The organism is Henriciella barbarensis, assembly GCF_003576345.1.
In the GTDB taxonomy this organism is placed as follows: Bacteria; Pseudomonadota; Alphaproteobacteria; order Caulobacterales; family Hyphomonadaceae; genus Henriciella; species Henriciella barbarensis.
On sequence record NZ_QWGB01000009.1, the window covers coordinates 183,340 to 202,847 of the forward strand.

Sequence of the window (19,508 nt, forward strand, 5' to 3'; positions counted from 1 at the left end):
CGGTTCGATGTTCAGGTAAATGCAATGCTGCAAGTTCAGCGGAATGGAAGGACTGCCTTAATTTCTCGGCTGCTACATGTTTGAGTCGCATGCCGGGCCGCCGCCTGTGTGCGGTCCTGTTCTGTCTGGAGGTAAGTCATGAAGCGCGTTGCAGTCGTCTATGGAGGCTGGTCCTCTGAGCGGGACGTGTCCCTGTCCTCTGGCGAGCAGATGCTGCGTGCCGCAACTGCGGCTGGATATGACGCCGTCGGCATAGACGCCAGTCGCGACCTTGCAAGCCAGATCGCGGCCAAAAAGCCAGACGTGATTCTGAACGGCCTGCATGGCCCCTGGGGTGAGGATGGCTGTGTGCAGGGCCTCTTCGAGATCCTCGCCATTCCTTACACCCATTCCGGTGTGACCGCCTCGGCCATCGCCATGGACAAACGCAAGTCCAAAGCCGTCTACATGCAGGCCGGCCTCGACGTGGCAGAGGATGTGGCCGTCACACGCGCCGAAGCGGCCCGCGCTCACCCGATCAAACCGCCCTATGTGATCAAGCCTGTGAACGAGGGCTCCAGCTTCGGCGTCGTCTTTGTCCGCGAGGAAAATAATGGTCCCTCGCAGCTCCTCCTGTCTGAGGAATGGGCCTATGGCGACAATCTCATGGCCGAGGAATACATCCCCGGCCGAGAGCTCACCGTGGCCGTTATCGGCGACAGGGCACTCGCGGTGACAGAGATCACGACATTAAGAGAGTTTTACGATTTTGATGCAAAATACGCAGCTGGTGGATCGCGTCATGTGGTGCCTGCAGACATTCCGGAACCGGTAACGAACAGGGCTCTGGAAGCAGCGCTGAAAGCGCATCAGGCTCTCGGTTGCCGGGGGGTGTCGCGATCAGACTTTCGATTTGACGAGAAGAAGGACCGGCTCGTGATCCTGGAAACCAATACCCAGCCAGGCATGACACCGACCTCGCTCGTTCCCGAGCAGGCCGCCTATACGGGCATGACCTTCGAGGCGCTCGTCGCCTGGATGATCGAGGATGCTTCATGCCGAAGGTGAAGGGCCAGCCAAAGCAGGGTCAGCGCGCCCGGCCGCAGACGCGCAAGCGCGCGCCCGCACCGGTGCCTGTCGAACCTGCGCGTGCAGACCTCACTTCTGTTCTGACTGGCTTCGTCATGGTGGTTGCGCTCATCGTTGCCGGCGCCGCCTTGCTGGGCGGATCGATGTCCAAGGTCGGCGACGGCGTCGGCAATGCCTTTGATAGCGCTGCGACAGGACTCGGCTTTTCCGTGGAAGATGTGCAGATAACCGGCCTTGGAACTGATGTTCGCCGCGCCAGCCTTGTCCAGCAAATGTCGGGCGTCGCGCCCGGCGACAACATGTTCCGCGCTGACCCGCATGAAATCCGCCGTCAGGTCCTTGCGACCGGGCAAGTTACGAGCGCGCATGTCTACCGGCTGTGGCCGAACCAGATCCTGATCAACGCATCGCCGGCAAAGGCAAGCGCCATCTGGTTCGATGGTGAAAGCCAGCAGGTCGTCGACAGTACGGGACAGATCATGGAAGGCCTGTCGGCCAGGGATTATAGCGAACTTGTCCTGCTCACTGGCGTTGATGCGCCGCAGGGCGTTCCTACGCTGCTCCAGTTTCTGGCGCGCGCAACCACAGTACGTGACCGGGTGTCCTATGCCGAGCGCGTGTCGCGTCGCCGCTGGGACGTCAAACTTCGCGACGGCTTGCTGATCCGGCTCCCTGCAGACGCCAGCGTTATGCGCGCAACGGACGAACTGATTGCGCTCGAAAACGCGACTGACCTTTCTCAACGCTCGCTCGCGCGGATCGACCTGCGTGTCGCCGGGCGCACTTTTCTTGAACCTCTCGACGAACAGGGTGCGTCCGGCACCGCTGCAGAAAGCTGACCATGGCCAAGGCAGACCTCCGCTTGAAACCATCCCGCGCCGCAAAAGTCGGCCAGCCGATCGCTTCGCTCGATATTGGCAGCGCCAAGATCACTTGCCTGATCGGCCGTTTCGATCCTGAGGCGAAGGCCGGCTTTGCGTTTCTGGGCGGTGGGCGCCAGCAGGCCCGAGGCTTCAAGGACGGCTCGATCACGGACATGGAAGCGCTGGAGCGCTCCGTCCGTCTCGCGGTTGAGGACGCAGAGCGTCAGGCCGGGGAACGGATCGATTCGGTAACGCTTGGCGTAACTGGCGGGCAAGTCGCCTGCGAATTCGTCGGGGCCCTTAACGATATTGGTGGCCGTGAAGTCACCGCCAAGGATCTCAAGAAACTTCACGCCCAGGCCCTTGCAAAAATCGACGCGAAGCAACGCGAAATCCTCACGGCCCATCCGGTCCTCTACAAGCTGGACGAACAGGAAGGCATCAGTGACCCGATTGGCATGATCGGAACGAAATTGTCCGTCCTCCTGTCGGTCGTTTCCGCGCCGCAATCGCTCGTACGCAACCTGGTCGAATGCGTTGGCCGCGCGCACCTCAACGTCGACCGCCTGATCCCTTCAGCGCTCGCCAGCGCCGCCGGCACGTTGATCGACGATGAAATCGAGAATGGTGCGATCTGCATTGATATGGGGTCTGGCGTGACCACCGCCTGCGCCTTTGTGAACGGCGTGCCTGCCTGGCTCGGTGTCGTACCTGCGGGCGGCGCCAAGGTGACAGGTGACCTTGCCCAGGGCATCGGCACGACCTTCGCTGCTGCAGAGCGCATGAAGACTATTTACGGTCACGCTGACACGACCGGCACCGGACTTTCTGAAAAGGTCGAAGTCGCTCGCCTTGGCGATGATGGACGGCTCGCGGCGCATCACATGACCCGCGGCGAACTGACCAGCCTCATCGCGCCGCGCATCGAAGAAACCTTTGAATATGCCTCCAAACTGATCGGCAAGAGCGAACTGGCCAGGATCATGCCGCGCCGTACCGTCCTGACCGGTGGCGGTAGCCTGCTTCCGGGTGTGCGCGATGTTGCGTCTCGTGTGCTCGGTCAACCCGTCCGTCTCGGCAAGCCGGTCGATGCTGATGTTCTTGGCGAATCGCATGCAAGCCCCGTCTTTTCGACCGCAGCAGGTCTGCTGTCATACGAATCACGCGGCTTCGCAGACGTCTCGACCGCCAGCAATGCGTCTACTCAGGGTTCAGGAGCTGCGAAACGCGGTAAAATGAACGGTTTCTTGCGCTGGCTGCATGAAAATTTTTAACAGCGAGGCAGAATCCCTTAACCCTCTCTTAGTCTGACGCAGGCAATCTGCGCCTACAGACCCTTCCTAAGGTAGATTGGCAAAGGCGGATTTTTCATGACTCAAGAACTCAAGCCGCGGCTCGTCGTGTTCGGTGTGGGCGGGGCCGGCGGCAACGCAGTCGACAATATGATCGAGGCGAACCTGCAAGGCGTTGAGTTCGTCGTCGCCAATACTGATGCTCAGGCACTCGAACGCTCGAAATGCGAAACCCGCATCCAGCTTGGCCCGGACACGACCGCAGGCCTCGGTGCAGGCGCAAAGCCAGAAGTCGGTGCAGCTTCAGCCGAAGAATCCATCGAGGAGATCAGCAAGTGCCTCGAAGGCGCACACATGGTCTTCATCGCTGCGGGCCTTGGCGGCGGGACCGGCACAGGCGCCGCCCCGGTTATCGCGCGCGCGGCACATGAGCGCGGCATCCTCACCGTCGGCGTGGTGACCAAGCCATTCAGTTTCGAAGGTAACCGCCGGATGACCATCGCTGAAGATGGTCTCACCGAAATGCGCAAGGCGATCGACACGATGATCGTCGTGCCAAACCAGAACCTCTTCCGCGTTGCCAATGAGCGGACGACGTTTGCGGACGCCTTCCGCATGGCCGACGATGTTCTCTACTCTGGCGTTCGCGGTATCACAGACCTCATGGTCATGCCTGGCCTCATCAACCTCGACTTTGCCGATGTGCGCACGATCATGAAGGGCATGGGCGCTGCGATGATGGGCATGGGCGAGAGCGAAGGCGAAGGCCGCGCCCTTGATGCAGCCCGCGCCGCGATCGACAACCCGCTTCTTGACGATGTTTCGATGAAGGGCGCCCGCGGCGTTCTGATCAGCATCACGGGCGGCTATGACATGACGCTGTTTGAAGTCGACGAAGCAGCAAACGAAATCCGCAAGCAAGTCGACGCTGACGCTCACATCATTCTCGGCTCGACATTCGACCCTGAGCTTGAAGGCAAGCTCCGCGTCTCCGTCGTCGCAGCAGGTATCGACTCGGATGCTGGCATCTATGAAGAGCCGACGCGCGAAGCTGCGATCAGTGCGGCTCCAGTCGAGCCGCAGCAGATAGAGGCCGAGCCTGCTGAAGTCGAAATCGAGCTTGCTGAAAGCGATGTCAGCATCGCGGAAGAAGAGATCGAGATCGAACGCCCGCGCGTCGTGATCAATGACCTCGGCGACGATGAGATGATGGAAGCGGACACCCGTCCAGACTTCGTCAGCCGCAGCCTGCCAGCCGCTGAACGCGAAAGCGTACATGGCAATGACCAGGTCAGCGCTGATCAGGTCTTTGGCGGAGGCAAGTCCCGTGGTCGCTCCGGCTCTGAAGGCAAGGCCGGCTTTGGCAATCTGTTCGGCTGGCCGAAACTTTCGTCTCAGAGCGACGACAAGAATTCCGTCGACGAAATCGAGAATGAGCCAGCGGCACCAGCACGTGACAAGTTCACCGCACCAGCTTCCTTCGACGATACCGACCTTGAAATTCCGGCCTTCCTCCGTCGCTCGGCCAACCGCTAGGCGCTGAGAAAGCTAACAGAACATGACAGGGCGCTTCCATTGGGAGCGCCCTGTTTTTTTGTAATATTGCGACATATTCCTTGTTTTGAATCTTTGCGCCCGATCGCCTTCATAGGACCCTGAGAGATGAGGTCTTCATGAGCCGCGTTCAGTATCAGCAAACTATCAGCCATCCTGTCGTGTGTGCTGGCGTCGGTGTTCATTCCGGCGCGCGTGCGCGTATCGTGATGAAACCGGCAGCCGCAGGAACCGGTATCCGCTTCCGCCGGATGGATATTGAAGGGTGCCAGGACATCATCGCCCGCGGTGATTTCGTGACCGAAGTCCAGCTTGGCACGACCCTTACCAACGAAGCGGGCGAATCTGTTGCAACAGTTGAGCACCTGCTGGCCGCCTGCGCTGGCGTCGGCGTTGATAATCTCATCATAGAGATCGACGGCCCTGAAGTGCCGATCATGGATGGGTCGTCATCGGTTTATTGCGAACTGATGATGGCAGCTGGCCTGCGCGAGCAGCGTGCACTGCGCCGCCGCATCCGCGTTCTTGAAGACGTTGAAGTAAGCGATGGCATCAAGACCGCCCGTCTTAGCCCATCAGCCGATAACTATCTGTCGATCCACGCGAAGATCGAGTTTGAAAGCCGTGCGATTGGTACCCAGAAAATGTCGCTGCGCATGCTGCCGGGCATGTTCGCGCGCGATATCGCTTTCGCCCGGACATTCGGTTTCGCACAGGATGTCGAAAAGCTGAAATCAATGGGCCTTGCTCGCGGCGGTTCACTCGACAATGCAGTGGTTCTTGATGGCGACTCGATCGTCAATCCTGAGGGTCTGCGGTCCAGCGATGAATTCGTGCGCCACAAGATTCTGGATGCAGTTGGCGATCTGATGCTGGCCGGGGCGCCCATTGCGGGCGTCTATGAAGCCCGCCAGCCCGGTCACGCACTCAACAACAAGCTGGTTCGTGCGCTTATTGATGCGCCAGACGCCTGGTGCTGGGAAACTGACGAGGCAGACGTCGAAGTGGAAACAGCCACGAGAGCTTCAGCGGCCCGTTAAGGCCCGCGACCCGGTCGCGCTTGCGGCCAAAATGCTGCTTCCTGAAACGAAAAACGCCTAGTCGGCGCGCGGTCGCGCTTGGTCGGAGTGACCGTTCGATTTAGCTTCACTCGCCTCTTCTGAATCCGCCAGCGCGCGCACCATGTTGAGGATTGAGGCACGCACCTTCTCGTCCCGAATGCGCGTCAGGCTACGCACGCACTCAATCGCGAACCGTGATGACGCATCAAGTTCGTCGCCAGATTGCGCGTCAATGTCAGCAAGACCTTCAAAGAACCAGCCCGGCGATATGTTGAGCCTTTCTGCAAGCAGGTAGAGGCGTCCGGCGCTGACGCGGTTTGCGCCTGTCTCGTATTTCTGGATCTGTTGATAAGAGACGCCAAGCGCTTCGCCAAGCTGGTCCTGGGTCAGCCCTGCCAGGATCCGCCGTTTACGGATTCGCTCGCCCACCAGCGAGTCGACATCCGATGCGGTAAAATCTGATAGTCCCTGCGTCATAAAATTTGCCTTTTAGGCAGCGGCACGAAATCGCTCGTACTGGTGTCGATATAGATCGATTTGCGCTCATACACCATAATAACTGGAAATTCACCTGGCTGTTCATGTAGGCAATGACTTTACAAGCTGTGCGCCAGCGGCAAAGTGCGGCAAAGTCTGTTGAGAACCCGGTATCTGTTATGAAGCTTTCGCTTGTCGGCTCCGTCGCAATCATGACCTTGGTCCTAGCCGCGTGTAGTTCGAACCGGCAGGCCCGTGAGCTTGCCTATGTCGAACGGCCAGTGGAGGCGCTCTACAACGCTGCCGCTGATGAAATGGACGATAGCGATTACATCAGCGCCATCGAGCTGTTCAACGAGGTTGAGCGCCAGCACCCTTATTCGGAATGGGCGCGCCGTTCCACGCTCATGGCAGCCTATGCGTCCTATCGCTCACGCCGCTATGACGATGCCATCGGCACGGCCCAGCGCTATTTGTCGCTCAACCCCGCCGGTGAAGGGGCGCCTTACGCCTATCACCTGATTGCGCTCAGCTACTTCCAGCAGATCGTCGATGTTGGCCGTGACCAGCGCACGACCGAACTGGCACGTGACGCACTGAACGATGTCGTGCGCCGTTTCCCGAACACCGATTATGCGCGCGACGCGCAGCTGAAGCTCGACATGGTCAGCGACCAGCTGGCGGGCAAGGAAATGGAAATCGGCCGTTGGTACCTCCGCCGCAACCAGCATCTGGCTGCCGTGAACCGCTTCAAGAAAGTGGTCGACGATTACGACACGACGACACACACGCCTGAAGCGCTGCACCGTCTCGTTGAGGCCTATCTCTCCCTCGGTCTCCGCGGCGAAGCTGTCGCTGCCGCATCCGTGCTGCAGTACAACTATCCAGAGAGTGACTGGTACCGCGCCAGCTACGGCCTCGTTGAAGGTGGCGGGGGTGGTGCGCAGCAGCAAGCCAGCAGCGAAGGCTGGCTGGGTCGGATCACACCCTGGTAAGAACGCAACGAGAACCGTCTTGTTCTCTCTTTGTTCTGATGATATCCAGGGCGTATGATCACTGCGCTCTCGATTCGATCCTTCCTGCTCATCGAGCGTCTCGATATAGAGTCGGCCGATGGCTTCACCGCCCTGACCGGGGAAACCGGTGCGGGTAAATCCATCATCCTCGACGCGCTCGGGCTCGTGCTCGGTGGCGCGGCGTCGAAGAAGCTGGTGCGCAAGGGCGCAGACCAGGCGAGTATTCTGGCGGAGTTTGCGCTGGAAGCTGACAGTCCCGTCTGGCCAATCCTTTCAGAGGCCGGCGTTGAAGGCTCAGCTGAGGAAACACTGACACTCAAGCGTATCCTGTCCGCCAAGGGACCGGCGCGTGCCTTTGTGAACGACCAGCCGGTCAGTGCGGGGCTTCTTTCCCAGCTGGGTGAACTTCTCGTCGAAATTCACGGCCAGCATTCGGCCTCGACGTTGATGAAGCCAGCCAATCACCGCGCGCTGCTCGATACCTATGCAGGCAATGAGGACCTGATCGAGGCCTGTGCGCAGAGCTGGGACGATTATGAGACCGCGCGTGATGCACGCGAGGCACTGGAGGCGAAGCTGGCCGAGGCCGAAGAGGAACACGCCTGGCTGGCCGAGACAGTCGAGGCTCTCGACACGCTCTCACCTGAGCAGGGCGAGTTCGACCGCCTGAGCGCTGAACGCGGCATTCTCATGCAATCGGAAAAGATCGCAGAATCCGCAACCGAGGCGTTTGAGACATTTCAGGCTGGCGACGTTGAAGCCGTCCTTGCCCAGGCCAGCCGCTCGGCTGAACGTATTCTGCGGATCGACGGGCTCGATTCAATGGAAAGTGATCTTTCCAGGGCGGCCCGCGCGGCTGCCGAAGCGCTCGACCGCGCGCTCATAGAGGCTGGCGAAGCAAGTGCCGCGCTGGAAAGTCTTGGTCTTGCAGCGGTGCGCGATCCGGACGCGATCGAGCGGGTCGAACAACGCATTGTCGCTCTCCGCGCAGCTGCGCGCAAATACAGCGTTGATGCCAATGAGCTGCCAGCCTTCTGGCAGGAGACCCGCCAGAAGCTGGACCTGTGCGACGCGCCCGACGGTTCGTTGAAGAAGGCGCGGTCTGAGGAACAGGCAGCAGCAGCGCGCTGGCGCACGGCGGCTGACCGCCTGACCAAGGCCCGCAAAGCCGCGGCCAAACGTCTGGAGACATCCATTGCAGCTGAGTTGAAGCCGCTCAAGCTTGAGCGAACGAGGGTGAAGGTGCGGTTTGACGAGATTTCGGAGAGCCAGTCAGGACGTGCAGGCCGCGAGAAGGCAGAGTTTGAGGTTGAGACCAATCCGGGCGCTGGTTTTGGTCCGCTTCGCCAGATCGCGTCCGGCGGTGAACTTGCGCGCTTCTCATTGGCGCTTCAGTGCGTCCTTGCCGAGAGCACGCAGGTACCTGTTCTTGTCTTCGATGAGGCAGACCAGGGTGTCGGCGGCGCCGTGGCGGCGGCCATTGGCGAGCGCCTTGCCCGCCTTGCTGACAGCCGACAGGTCTTCGCCATTACCCATAGTCCACAGGTTGCTGCATCGGCGTCGAACCAGTGGTTGGTAACCAAGAAGGGCGTGAAGGGGAACGGCCTTGGCGAAACCCACCTCACCGGTCTAGATGCCAGCCAGAGACATGAGGAAATTGCCCGCATGCTCTCAGGCAGCAAGGTGACCGAGGAGGCAAGGGCCGCAGCAACGAGGCTCCTTGAAGATGTATGAGCACGCAGAAACCGCCAGAAGACCTTTCGGAAGCTGAAGCCCGCCGGGAACTTGCCCGGCTTGCCACCGAAATAAGGCTGGCGGACGCGGCCTACTACAAGCAGGACGATCCGCATCTGAGTGATGCTGAATACGATGCTCTCCGCCAGCGCAACAGCGACGTTGAGGCGGCTTTCCCGCATCTGAAACGCAAGGACAGTCCCAGCGACCGTGTGGGCGTGGAAGTCTCCGAAGCTTTCAGTAAGGTTGAGCATGGGATCCCCATGCTGTCGCTCGACAATGCGTTCTCAGATGAGGATGTGGAGGAATTTGCCGCACGCATCCGTCGATTCCTTGGCCTCGAAGCGGGCGAAGCGCTCACAATCACAGCCGAGCCCAAGATCGATGGTCTTTCGCTGAACCTCACCTATGAGGACGGAGAGCTTGTTCGCGCCGCGACACGAGGCAATGGTCAGGTTGGCGAGGACGTTACGGCCAACGCCAGAACGATAGACGATATCCCGGCGAAACTTGGCGGCGCCGGCTGGCCATCACGAATCGAGATTCGCGGTGAGGTCTATATGGAGGGCAAAGCCTTCGAGGCGCTCAACACGTCGCAGGAAGCGGTCGGAAAGAAGGTGTTTGCCAACCCGCGCAATGCGGCTGCGGGCAGCCTTCGCCAGCTTGATGTCGCGATCACCCGTTCGCGCCCATTACGCTTCTTCGCTTATGCCTGGGGTGAAGCGTCTCAAAAGTTTGCAGACACGCAGACAGACGCTGTCGCGATGCTGCAGGACTGGGGCTTCGTCACAAATGATCTGTTCAAGCCCTATCAGGACGTCAAAGGCCTTCTCGGCGCGTATGCAAACATGGCCGAACGCCGTGCCATGCTTGGCTATGATATCGACGGGGTCGTCTACAAGGTCGACCGCCTCGACTGGCAGGAACGGCTCGGCTACGTCTCGCGCTTTCCGCGATGGGCCATCGCGCATAAATTTCCGGCAGAGCGCGCCGTCACGAGGCTCGAAGCCATCGAAATTCAGGTCGGCCGTACGGGTACGCTGACGCCTGTTGCGCGCCTGACCCCTGTCACGGTTGGCGGTGTCGTCGTCTCGAACGCCACGCTCCACAATGAGGATGAGATTGCCCGTCTGGACGTGCGCCCCGGCGACATGGTCGAGATCCAGAGGGCAGGGGATGTCATCCCGCAAGTGCTCGGCGTGGTCGACCCGGACAAAGACCGGGCCCCGTCCTACGAGTTTCCGGAAACCTGCCCTGAGTGCGGCTCAGCTGCCGTCCGCGAAATTGACGATAAGGGCGAAGAAGACGTTCGCCGCCGCTGTACGGGCGGGCTTACCTGCCCGGCACAGGCGGTCGAACGGCTCAAGCATTTCGTCTCCCGCAAGGCGCTCGATATCGATGGCCTCGGCGCTAAACAGGTGGAGCTCTTCTATTCGAAAGGCGCCGTGAAGGGGCCGCAGGATATCTTCCGCCTCGCCCAACGCCTTGCAGAAGAAGGCCTGCCGCCCCTGAAGGATTGGGAAGGGTTCGGTAATACGTCAGCGCAGAACCTCTTTGATGCCATTGATGCACGCCGCAAGCCGCCTTTCCAGCGTTTTCTGAACGGGCTCGGCATCCGCCATGTAGGCGAGATCACGTCCGGCCTGCTCGCACGTCATTACCTCGATTGGGATAGCTTCTGGCAGGTGATCGAAACGGCTGCAGGCGGTGACGCCTCCGCCGAGGCTGACCTCCTATCGATCGATGGTATCGGCCAGACCGCGATCACGAGCCTCAAGGATTTCGCCGCAGAGAGCCACAATCAGGAGATGCTCGCAGGCCTTCTGGCCGAAATCGAGATCGAACCGGCAGAAGCCGCAGCCAGTGACAGCGCCGTTTCCGGCAAGACCATCGTCTTCACCGGCACACTCGAAAAGATGACGCGTGACGAAGCAAAATCGAGGGCGACGGCTCTAGGGGCCAAAGTGTCAGGCTCGGTGTCCGGCAAGACCGATATTCTCGTCGCCGGGCCGGGGGCCGGCTCTAAACTGAAAAAGGCCGAAGAACTCGGTGTCCGGGTCATCAGCGAGGATGACTGGCTCGAGCTCGCCGGCCTTTAGTCAGGTCGAGTACTAGCGCCGCCTTAGCCGAGCGGTGCACACTGCGCGTTCAGCCAGTCCAGAACCTCGCCCTCGACGAGCGGTCCGATTTTGGCCAGCACGTCGTTGTGGTAGCGGTTGACCCAGGCAAGCTCTGCCGGGCTTAGCAGGTCGAGATCGATGAGATCGCGCGACAGCGGCGCCCAGGTCAGGTTTTCAAAGCCCAGCATCTTGCGCTCGCCGCCCTCAATGCCGGCAGGCTCGGTCACATATTGCAAATTCTCGATCCGGATGCCGTACTGGCCTTCGCGGTAGAAGCCCGGTTCGTTCGAAACGATCATGCCGGGGCGCAGCGCGACGCTGTTCCAGGGCTTGGCGATTCGCTGCGGACCTTCATGCACGCCAAGATAAACGCCGACGCCATGGCCGGTGCCGTGGTCGTAATCGAGGCCTGCCTGCCAGAGTGGATGCCGCGCCAGCGCATCTAGATGCGTGCCGGTGGTGCCTTCCGGAAAGCGCACATCGGCAAGCGCGATATGACCCTTCAGCACCAGCGTATAATGACGGCGCATGTCCGCTGATGGCGTACCTATCGGCACGGTCCGCGTCACATCGGTCGTACCGTCCAGATACTGGCCCCCACTATCGACGAGGTATAGCGAGCCACGCTCCAGCTTGCGGTTGGAAGCAGAAGAGACGCGGTAATGGGGGAGGGCACCATTTGGGCCTGCGCCTGAAATCGTCTCAAAGGACAGGTCATTCAGGTCGCCCAGCTGCTCTCGGAAGCTTTCCAGCTTCAGCGCCGCGTCGATTTCCGTCGCCTCGCCAGACTGCGCATCGGTGTCCAGCCAGTGCAGGAAGCGCGTCAGCGCAGCGCCATCGCGGATATGTGCGGCTTCAGTCCCGGCGATCTCTGTCGCGTTCTTGCAGGCCTTGGGCAGCAGAACGGGGTCACGCTCGCGCAGGATGTTCGCGCCCGCTTTCTCCAGCTCTCCAAAGAACCAGGCAGAAGCAAGCGCCGGGTCGAGGCTGACCGTCTGGCCAGAGAGTTCTGCAAGTGCCGGTTCAACGTCTTCCATCGGACGCAGACGAACCTTGTTGCCAAGATGCTCGCGCAGCTTGTTGTTGGCCTTGCGCGGGTCGAGGAACAGGTCAGCGGTGCCATCGGCTTTCAGGATGGCGCGCGACAGAGGCAGCGGAGAGCAGGCGACATCGCCGCCGCGAATATTGAACGCCCACGCCACCGAAGCTGGTGAGGTGATGATGGCGGCGTCCGCGTCGTCTTCCTTCAGCGCGGCTGCGATCCGCCCGCGCTTGTCGTCGGCCTCTTCGCCCGCATGGCTAACCGAATGCGGCACAACCTGTTCTGTCGGTTCCGCCGGGCGGTCTTCCCACGCTTCGTCGATCGGGTTGGCGTCAACCGCTTTCAGCGTGACGCCTGCTTTCTTCGCGCTTTCCTCTAGAATGGCGAGGTCATTCGGCGTCATCAGCCGTGCGTCATAGCCGAGTGTCTCGCCCTTGCGCGTCTGCCCAGCCAACCAGCCAAACGGGCCGGGGGCGGGCAGGCTGCTGATTTCAAGAAAGTCGCGATCAGTCTGGTCGCGAACCTGCAGCGTGTAGCGTCCATCGGCAAAAATGACAGCAGTGTCCTGAAACACCATGGCTGCACCGGCAGAGCCGGTAAAACCGGTCGCCCAGGTCAGCCTGTCATTACAGGCTGGCAGGTACTCGTTCTGGAACTCATCCTCATGCGGGATGTAGAAGCCGTCGAGGCCCTGCGCATTCATCGCAGCGCGCAGGAGCGGCAGGTTCTGGCGGCCAAGCTGTGGGCCACCTTTCACATCAAAATTCTGTCTCATGGACGAAATCTAGTGCGAATACGTCCGCTACGGAAGGTGGAGTCTGCGCCCTAGTCCGCCTTTCGGAAGACGAGGCTCGACCATCCATCGCGGCGCACACGCTTCACCAGGGCGAGGCCGCGATTGCCATAGGCCTTGCGCACCAGCGGTTCCTGCGGTGACAGCAGGCCTGACAGGATGATGTGACCACCCGGTGCCGTCAGGCGTTCGATCTCTGGCGCGAGACCGACCAGCGGACGGAACAGGATGTTCGCAAAGACGAGGTCACAGGGCGCATCCTTGCGGATGGTCGTGTTCATGCCGCCGCCGGTCTCAAACGTCTTGAAGGCGTTGGCGACATGGTTCTTGGCCGCGTTTTCATTCGCGACGCGCACACTGTCCGTGTCGATCTCGGTGCCCCAGGCGCGCTTTGAGCCTGTCTTGATCGCGGCAATGGCCAGAAGGCCGGACCCGGTCCCGATATCCAGCACTTTCTGTGGGCGCGCACTGCGCAGGACATGTTCCAGCCCGATGAGGCAGCCAAGCGTCGTACCGTGATGGCCGGTGCCGAAGGCGGGGCCCGCTTCGATCAGGATCGGCGTCTTGCCGGGCGCAGATTTCGCCAGCACGTGGCTGCCCGCGACGATGAAGCGGCCAGCTTCAACCGGTGGCAGGCCTTCCAGCGACAGGGTCACCCAGTCGCGGTCTTCCAGTGCTTCGATGACGACGTTGAGCTGCGGCGAGACCTCTTCGACAATGGCCTTGCAGGCATCTGCTTCTTCGGCTGTTTCGCAATAGGCGTCGAGGCGCCAGGCATGGCGGCCATCCTCCTTGGCGTCGACGGCGCCTGCTGGTGACGGATCCGTCCAGGCCAGGGCATCCCAGGCAGGTTCGATGGCCTCGCGCGGGCCTTTTGCAGAAATCTGATACATGACGGCCCGCCCATAGCAGAGCGCGCAGGAAGGGGGTAGGGTCCCACTCAGCAGATTTCGGGAAAGGCTGGGGCATGAAACAATCTTTGAAACGCGCACTCGCGGGACTGGCGATGATCGGTGCGGCCACAATAGGCGGGGCCAGTGCTCAGGACGTTGCGCCCGAAGCAGCACCGGAAACCGCAGAACCTGGCTGGCGCACCATCGCCCCCGAAAACCTGATGATGATCGAAACGGGTAAGGGCCCGATCGTCGTCGAGCTCAATCCGGACTTCGCGCCGCGCCATGCCGAGCGCATGCGAGAGCTTGCTGCTTCCGGTGAGTATGAAGGCGAGCATTTCTACCGAGTCATCGAAGGGTTCGTGGCGCAAGGCGGCTTGTTCGACGATATGCAGATCCTGCGCTGGGGCCCGCTCAAAAATGAGAATGACCGGCCCTATGGCGGCGAGGGGTTTGTGCCCCTCGGCAATGACGACCTGTTCGCAGCCGAGGTCGGCCACATCGGCGGCTTTCCTGTTGGCCGGGATGAGGCGCTCGGTCAGGAATGGCTGCTCCATTGTCCGGGCGCCGTCGCACTGGCACGCAACAACGACCCGGATTCAGGCGGCACGGAAATCTACATCGTCCTTGATGCCCAGCGCTATCTTGACCGCAACCTGACCGTCTTTGGCCGTGTCATCGACGGAATGGAGCACGTCCAGGCCTTCAAGCGCGGTGACCGGGCCATCTCCAATGGTGTGATCCAGGCGCCGGAGCAGGGCGAGGAAATCCTCGGCCTCACCATCGTGGCGGACATGCCGGAAGACCAGCGCCCTGTCTGGCGGACGATGACTAGCGAGGGCGAACCTTTCGCTGAGCACAAGCGCGGCCTGCGCGTGCGTGACAGCGCGTTCTTCTACAGAAAGCCGCCAGAAGTGCTGGATATCTGCAGCTTCAACACGCCAGCAGAGCGTGTCGCCGCTGCCGATTGATCAGCGCCGATAGCCGTTCCACGGATCTTCGCGGTCGTGGCTGAGCTCGGCTGCGTAGCCGGCGGACGGGGCCGGGTAAGGCTCGTAATAGGCGTCGCCCTCATAATAGCCGTCATCGTAATACGCATCGCCATAGGCATAACCGTCGCTGGTGGCATAGGCGCTACCTGAATAGCTGCTGCCCTGGCTGTAGCCGGTGACTGTGCGGGTGCTGGAATAAGTCCGCGCGCCGGTATGGCTGTAGGTGTGGTGGGCATGATCATGGCCGACATGGCTGGTCGCCGTGCAGATTGGCGGGGCAACCCGCGTATAGGTCTGCACATAGCGGCGCACGACAGGCGCGGTTCTGTAGGTCCGCACGACCTGATGGCCACAGCAGCAGCTCGTCACCGCGCACGGGGAGGTCGTATTCGTATGGCTTGTCACGTAGCCATGACTGGTTGAGGGCGCAGTATAGACATAACCGTCGGCGGCTGCGGGAAGGGCAAATAGGGCCGCGAGCGCCCCGCCAATGAAGAGTTTGGTGCGCATACGGAATCCTTCCTGCTGCAGCTTCTGTGGGTAAACAGAAGGTTAACACAGAAATCCGCGTCGCAACTCAAAATCGTAAAGCCTCGCAATTTTAGCGTGCGGGCAGGTCTGTTCAGGAAGGGCGGAAAGGCGCTAAGGACGACACATGACAGGAACGATGAAACTCGCAATCGCCGGCGTTGCAGGGCGCATGGGCCAGCAGCTCGCCTCTGCAGCTGTTGAGGCAGGTCACACGCTGACAGGTGCCAGCGAAGCGCCGGGAAGTGACGCCCTCGGCGCCCCGCTCTCAAAGCTCGTCCACGGCGCGCCCGATGACGTCCAGCCGCAATCTGATGTGGCGCAAGCCGCAAGCGGCGCTGACGTCTGGATCGATTTCACTCGCCCGGGCGCCACGCTGGAGGCGCTCAAACACCTCAAATCAGCGGGCGTGAAAGCTGTAGTGATTGGCACGACAGGCTTCGATGCGGCGCAGGAAGCCGAGATCACTGAAGCCGCGGGAGAGATCGCCATCGTGAAGGCGGGCAATTTCTCGCTGGGGGTCAATCTGCTCTGTGCGCTGACGAAGCGGGCCGCCGAAAGCCTTGGCGAAGACTGGGATATCGAGATCCTTGAAACCCATCACCGGCGTAAGGTCGATGCGCCATCCGGCACGGCGCTCATGCTGGGTGATGCAGCCGCAGCAGGAAGGGGCGCTGACCTCAAGACCCTCCGCCAGGCCCCCTATGACGGACCGGATGCCGCGCGGGAAGGTGGAAAGATCGGTTTCTCGGTTCGCCGCTCCGGCGGTGTCATCGGCGAGCATGAGGTGACCTTTGGCTCGGAGAAGGAAGTCATCACGCTCGCCCATTCCGCGCTGGACCGGTCGGTCTTTGCGCACGGGGCTCTCGCAGCGGCGCGCTGGGCGCTTCGCCAGCCTGCTGGCCTCTATGATATGAACGACGTTCTCGGCCTGTAGGCTTCCTTTCAGTCTTTGACGCTGGGGCAGAGATTGCCTTCCGTTGACGGAAAGGGGATTAGCTTTCCCCATCCGGTCCAATTCAGCACGTTCGGGAGGAATTTATGGCTGAAGCATACATCATCGACGCGGTCCGCACGCCGCGCGGCATTGGCAAGGTTGGCAAGGGTTCGCTCGCCCACCTTCACCCACAGCATCTCGGCGCGACCGTTCTCGGCGCGATCCGTGATCGCAACAATCTCGACACGTCCACGGTCGACGACATCATCTGGGGCACGAGCTCACAGCGCGGCGCACAGGGTGCTGACATGGGCCGCATGGCGGCTCTTGACGCAGGCTTCGACGTCAAGGCATCCGGCGTGACCCTCGACCGCTTCTGCGGCTCGGGCATCACCACCGTCTCGCTTGCAGCAGCACAGATCATGTCCGGAATGGAAGACTGCGTCATCGCAGGCGGCTGTGAGATGATGAGCTACACCGCCTCCACCGCGGACCCGAAGAACCCGCCAATGATGGACGCTGGCAACCTTCACCTTCGCGAAATGCACCCACAGTCCCAGCAGGGCTGCTGTGCTGACGCCATCGCGACCCTCGAAGGCATCGACCGCGAAGCCGTCGACCAGCTGGCTGTCGTCTCGCAAGAGCGCGCCAAGAAGGCGATGGACGAAGGCCGTTTCGACAAGTCAGTGGTTCCTGTCCACAACCGCGATGGCTCGCTGGCGCTCGACAAGGACGAATTCCCGCGTCCGGGCACCACGATGGAGAGCCTGTCTGGCCTCAAGACCGTCTTCAACATGTTCTGGGACATCCCTGTTGACGACAAGGGCACGACCTATGGCAACATGATCGAGAAGAAGTACCCGCAGATTGCAGGCAACGTTCAGCACGTCCACCATGCCGGTAACTCTTCGGGTGTTGTGGATGGCGCAGCTGCCATTCTCGTCACCTCTAAGGACTATGCAGACAAGAACGGCCTCAAGCCGCGCGCTCGTATCGTCGCAACCGCGAATATGGGCGACTGCCCGACCCTGATGCTCAACGCACCGGTCGCTGCTGCGAAGAAGGTCCTCGAAAAGGCCGGCATGACGACCGATGATATCGACGTCTACGAGATCAACGAAGCTTTCTCTGTCGTTGCAGAGAAGTTCATCCGCGACCTCAAGCTCGACCGCGAAAAGGTCAACATCAATGGCGGCGCAATGGCGCTCGGTCACCCGATTGGCGCGACCGGTTCGATCCTGATCGGCACCGCGCTCGATGAGCTTGAGCGCTCCGGCGGCAAGTACGGCCTCGTCACCATGTGTGCCGCTGGCGGTATGGCCCCTGCCATCATTATCGAGCGTCTCGACGCCTAAGTCTCCAGGCGAAGCCTCGCCTCAAAAATCCAAGACCCCGTCCCGGCTCGTCCGGGGCGGGGTTTTCATTTGTTTGAAATTTGAAACATCGACTGAACCATAACCTCATACCTGTGTGCCATATCGGGCCGTAGCAAAATGACCCAACAGAGGTCGAACAGGCTTTCAGGAGTGATGTGACATGGCGAAGACGGTTCTGGTCATCGATGACGATCCAACCCAGCGCAGGCTGATCCAGGCCGCTGTGGAAAAGGCCGGCTTTGCCTGCCGGACCGCCCCGGATGGCGAAACCGGTTTCACCACCGCGACCGAAGCTGGCGCAGACGTCATTCTTCTCGATCTGACCATGCCGGGACTGTCGGGAATGGAAACGCTGGAACGGCTCGGTGAGCGTATCCCTGACGTTCCAGTTATCATGCTAACGGCGACGTCTGGTATCGACACGATTGTGACCGCCATGCGCGCCGGTGCCGTCGACTTCGTCGTCAAGCCTGCCAATCCTGAACGTGTCGTCGTTTCAATCCGCAATGCCCTGAAAATGTCCTCGCTGACCGGCGAAGTGAAACGCCTGACCCGCAAGACCGAAGGCGGGATGAGCTTTGAAGACATGATCGCTGATGCCCCTGCCATGCGCCAGGTCGTCCGCCTCGGCCAGCGCGCGGCAAGCTCTGATATTCCCGTTCTAATCCTTGGTGAAAGCGGTGTGGGTAAGGAAGTGATCGCCCGCTGTATCCAGGGCGCTTCCGACCGGGCTGGCAAACCATTCGTTACCGTCAACTGCGGCGCCATCCCTGAAAACCTGGTCGAGAGCATTCTCTTTGGCCATGAGAAGGGCGCATTTACGGGTGCGGTCTCCAAATCCCTCGGCAAGTTCGTCGAGGCAGATGGCGGCACGCTCTTCCTTGATGAGATCGGTGAGCTTCCACTCGACATGCAGGTAAAACTCTTGCGTGCCCTTCAGGAAGGAGAGGTCGACGCTGTCGGCTCGCGCCGTCCGACCAAGGTCGATGTGCGCATCGTCTCTGCAACCAACCGCGACCTTGCCGAGCAGGTAAAGGCCGGAAACTTCCGCGAAGATCTTTATTACCGTCTCAACGTGTTCCCGGTCGACGTGCCGTCATTGCGTGCGCGCCGCGAGGACATTCCCGCTCTCGTCAGCCACTTCATCTCGCGCTTCAATGCGTCGGAGAACCGTGACGTGGAAACCGCGAGCGAGGAAACGCTGCAGATGCTGTGCGCCTTCGACTGGCCGGGCAATGTGCGCCAGCTGGAGAACGCCGTCTTCCGCGCCGTCATCCTCTGCGAAGGCGATACGCTTCAGCCGCACGACTTCCCGCAGATTTCCGGCATCATGCCCGAAATGGTGGACCTGCCGCCGGTGCCAAAGCGCGCAGCGCCAGCCAATGACCTGCCCGCCGTAGAGAGCGAGCGCGTTGCTGAAGTAATGGCTGCGCCCTCCAGCCCGGTCACGATCAAGGATGAGGAAGGCGAGCTTCGCCCGCTGACTGATATCGAACGCGACATCATCGAATACGCGATCGACTTCTATCAGGGCCACATGTCCGAAGTCAGTCGCCGTCTCGGGATTGGCCGCTCGACGCTCTACCGCAAGATCCGCGAGTATGAGCTTGACGGCGAGGAAAGCCGCAAGGCTGGCTAGCGCCGAGCCCGCTAACGAAATTCGATCAAGGCCTCGCCAACGGCGGGGCCTTTTTGGTTCGGCGCTGTGGCCGAGGCGCAAGAAACGGGTGGAAGCTTCCAGCCGCGCACGGCAAACTCTGCG

16 protein-coding genes are annotated in these 19,508 nt (G+C 61.0%); 12 read left to right on the forward strand and 4 right to left on the reverse strand.

Translation table 11 applies throughout. The features are described from left to right. The first annotated feature begins 138 nt into the window (after window positions 1-138). The 5 genes from D1224_RS13935 (at window position 139) to lpxC (ending at window position 5,817) form a co-directional block, all read left to right on the forward strand. Window positions 139-1,047, forward strand: a complete 909-nt coding sequence (locus D1224_RS13935) for a D-alanine--D-alanine ligase (RefSeq protein WP_119380562.1) — start codon at window positions 139-141, stop codon at window positions 1,045-1,047. Continuing rightward, window positions 1,035-1,907: a cell division protein FtsQ/DivIB gene (locus D1224_RS13940; protein WP_119380563.1), complete on the forward strand. Its 873-nt coding sequence runs from the start codon at window positions 1,035-1,037 to the stop codon at window positions 1,905-1,907. Before D1224_RS13935 ends, D1224_RS13940 begins: the two co-directional genes overlap by 13 nt. A 2-nt stretch (window positions 1,908-1,909) precedes the next feature. Beyond that, window positions 1,910-3,205, forward strand: coding sequence for a cell division protein FtsA (gene ftsA / locus D1224_RS13945; RefSeq protein WP_119380564.1), 1,296 nt, complete (start codon window positions 1,910-1,912; stop codon window positions 3,203-3,205). A gap of 96 nt (window positions 3,206-3,301) precedes the next feature. Next, window positions 3,302-4,759 carry a cell division protein FtsZ gene (gene ftsZ, locus D1224_RS13950; protein WP_119380565.1) on the forward strand — a complete coding sequence of 486 codons (1,458 nt, stop codon included), beginning with the start codon at window positions 3,302-3,304 and terminating at the stop codon, window positions 4,757-4,759. 137 nt (window positions 4,760-4,896) lie between these two features. Continuing rightward, window positions 4,897-5,817: a UDP-3-O-acyl-N-acetylglucosamine deacetylase gene (gene lpxC, locus D1224_RS13955; protein ID WP_119380566.1), complete on the forward strand. Its 921-nt coding sequence runs from the start codon at window positions 4,897-4,899 to the stop codon at window positions 5,815-5,817. A 57-nt stretch (window positions 5,818-5,874) separates the two neighbouring features. Here lpxC and D1224_RS13960 read toward each other — a convergent pair whose 3' ends face one another. Further along, the gene (locus D1224_RS13960) at window positions 5,875-6,315 is read right to left on the reverse strand and encodes a helix-turn-helix domain-containing protein (protein ID WP_119380567.1); all 441 of its coding nucleotides are present in this window, start codon (window positions 6,313-6,315) and stop codon (window positions 5,875-5,877) included. A gap of 179 nt (window positions 6,316-6,494) precedes the next feature. Between D1224_RS13960 and D1224_RS13965 the strand changes: the two genes are divergently transcribed. The 3 genes from D1224_RS13965 to ligA are packed head-to-tail and all read left to right on the forward strand — an operon-like array spanning window position 6,495 to window position 11,164. Further along, window positions 6,495-7,310, forward strand: coding sequence for an outer membrane protein assembly factor BamD (locus D1224_RS13965; protein WP_119380568.1), 816 nt, complete (start codon window positions 6,495-6,497; stop codon window positions 7,308-7,310). 54 nt (window positions 7,311-7,364) lie between these two features. Then, window positions 7,365-9,065, forward strand: a complete 1,701-nt coding sequence (gene recN, locus D1224_RS13970) for a DNA repair protein RecN (RefSeq protein ID WP_119380569.1) — start codon at window positions 7,365-7,367, stop codon at window positions 9,063-9,065. Then, window positions 9,062-11,164, forward strand: coding sequence for an NAD-dependent DNA ligase LigA (gene ligA, locus D1224_RS13975; protein ID WP_119380570.1), 2,103 nt, complete (start codon window positions 9,062-9,064; stop codon window positions 11,162-11,164). Before recN ends, ligA begins: the two co-directional genes overlap by 4 nt. Window positions 11,165-11,187: 23 nt before the next feature. Here ligA and D1224_RS13980 read toward each other — a convergent pair whose 3' ends face one another. Both D1224_RS13980 and D1224_RS13985 read right to left on the reverse strand, forming a co-directional pair. Continuing rightward, a complete protein-coding gene (locus D1224_RS13980) occupies window positions 11,188-13,002 on the reverse strand; it encodes an aminopeptidase P family protein (RefSeq protein WP_119380571.1) in 1,815 nt (604 codons plus the stop codon). A 50-nt stretch (window positions 13,003-13,052) separates the two neighbouring features. Next, a complete protein-coding gene (locus D1224_RS13985; RefSeq protein WP_119380572.1) occupies window positions 13,053-13,913 on the reverse strand; it encodes a 50S ribosomal protein L11 methyltransferase in 861 nt (286 codons plus the stop codon). A gap of 74 nt (window positions 13,914-13,987) precedes the next feature. Between D1224_RS13985 and D1224_RS13990 the strand changes: the two genes are divergently transcribed. Continuing rightward, window positions 13,988-14,884 (forward strand): peptidylprolyl isomerase, encoded by an 897-nt coding sequence (locus D1224_RS13990; protein ID WP_233350559.1) that lies wholly within the window; start codon window positions 13,988-13,990, stop codon window positions 14,882-14,884. Here the strand turns inward: D1224_RS13990 and D1224_RS13995 are convergent, their stop codons facing one another. Further along, window positions 14,885-15,415: a hypothetical protein gene (locus D1224_RS13995; protein WP_119380574.1), complete on the reverse strand. Its 531-nt coding sequence runs from the start codon at window positions 15,413-15,415 to the stop codon at window positions 14,885-14,887. 157 nt (window positions 15,416-15,572) lie between these two features. Between D1224_RS13995 and dapB the strand changes: the two genes are divergently transcribed. From dapB to D1224_RS14010, 3 genes are all read left to right on the forward strand, one after another. Further along, window positions 15,573-16,370 (forward strand): 4-hydroxy-tetrahydrodipicolinate reductase, encoded by a 798-nt coding sequence (dapB, locus tag D1224_RS14000; RefSeq protein WP_119380604.1) that lies wholly within the window; start codon window positions 15,573-15,575, stop codon window positions 16,368-16,370. Between the two features lie 104 nt (window positions 16,371-16,474). Continuing rightward, entirely contained in the window at window positions 16,475-17,725 is a 1,251-nt protein-coding gene (locus D1224_RS14005; protein WP_119380575.1) for an acetyl-CoA C-acetyltransferase, read from the forward strand. Window positions 17,726-17,906: 181 nt separating this feature from the next. Then, on the forward strand, window positions 17,907-19,385 hold the full coding sequence (locus tag D1224_RS14010; RefSeq protein ID WP_119380576.1) for a sigma-54-dependent transcriptional regulator: 1,479 nt from the start codon (window positions 17,907-17,909) through the stop codon (window positions 19,383-19,385). Window positions 19,386-19,508: the final 123 nt, after the last annotated feature.

Excerpts from the sequence above, each read along its gene's own strand:
- D1224_RS13980 (WP_119380571.1), bottom strand. The coding sequence starts at position 13,002 with ATGAGACAGAATTTTGATGTGAAAGGTGGCCCACAGCTTGGCCGCCAG.
- lpxC (WP_119380566.1), top strand. The coding sequence starts at position 4,897 with ATGAGCCGCGTTCAGTATCAGCAAACTATCAGCCATCCTGTCGTGTGT.
- D1224_RS13940 (WP_119380563.1), top strand. The coding sequence starts at position 1,035 with ATGCCGAAGGTGAAGGGCCAGCCAAAGCAGGGTCAGCGCGCCCGGCCG.
- D1224_RS13995 (WP_119380574.1), bottom strand. The coding sequence starts at position 15,415 with ATGCGCACCAAACTCTTCATTGGCGGGGCGCTCGCGGCCCTATTTGCC.
- D1224_RS13965 (WP_119380568.1), top strand. The coding sequence starts at position 6,495 with ATGAAGCTTTCGCTTGTCGGCTCCGTCGCAATCATGACCTTGGTCCTA.
- D1224_RS13985 (WP_119380572.1), bottom strand. The coding sequence starts at position 13,913 with ATGTATCAGATTTCTGCAAAAGGCCCGCGCGAGGCCATCGAACCTGCC.
- ftsA (WP_119380564.1), top strand. The coding sequence starts at position 1,910 with ATGGCCAAGGCAGACCTCCGCTTGAAACCATCCCGCGCCGCAAAAGTC.
- D1224_RS14010 (WP_119380576.1), top strand. The coding sequence starts at position 17,907 with ATGGCGAAGACGGTTCTGGTCATCGATGACGATCCAACCCAGCGCAGG.
- D1224_RS13960 (WP_119380567.1), bottom strand. The coding sequence starts at position 6,315 with ATGACGCAGGGACTATCAGATTTTACCGCATCGGATGTCGACTCGCTG.
- dapB (WP_119380604.1), top strand. The coding sequence starts at position 15,573 with ATGAAACTCGCAATCGCCGGCGTTGCAGGGCGCATGGGCCAGCAGCTC.
- D1224_RS13935 (WP_119380562.1), top strand. The coding sequence starts at position 139 with ATGAAGCGCGTTGCAGTCGTCTATGGAGGCTGGTCCTCTGAGCGGGAC.
- D1224_RS13990 (WP_233350559.1), top strand. The coding sequence starts at position 13,988 with ATGAAACAATCTTTGAAACGCGCACTCGCGGGACTGGCGATGATCGGT.
- recN (WP_119380569.1), top strand. The coding sequence starts at position 7,365 with ATGATCACTGCGCTCTCGATTCGATCCTTCCTGCTCATCGAGCGTCTC.
- ligA (WP_119380570.1), top strand. The coding sequence starts at position 9,062 with ATGAGCACGCAGAAACCGCCAGAAGACCTTTCGGAAGCTGAAGCCCGC.
- D1224_RS14005 (WP_119380575.1), top strand. The coding sequence starts at position 16,475 with ATGGCTGAAGCATACATCATCGACGCGGTCCGCACGCCGCGCGGCATT.
- ftsZ (WP_119380565.1), top strand. The coding sequence starts at position 3,302 with ATGACTCAAGAACTCAAGCCGCGGCTCGTCGTGTTCGGTGTGGGCGGG.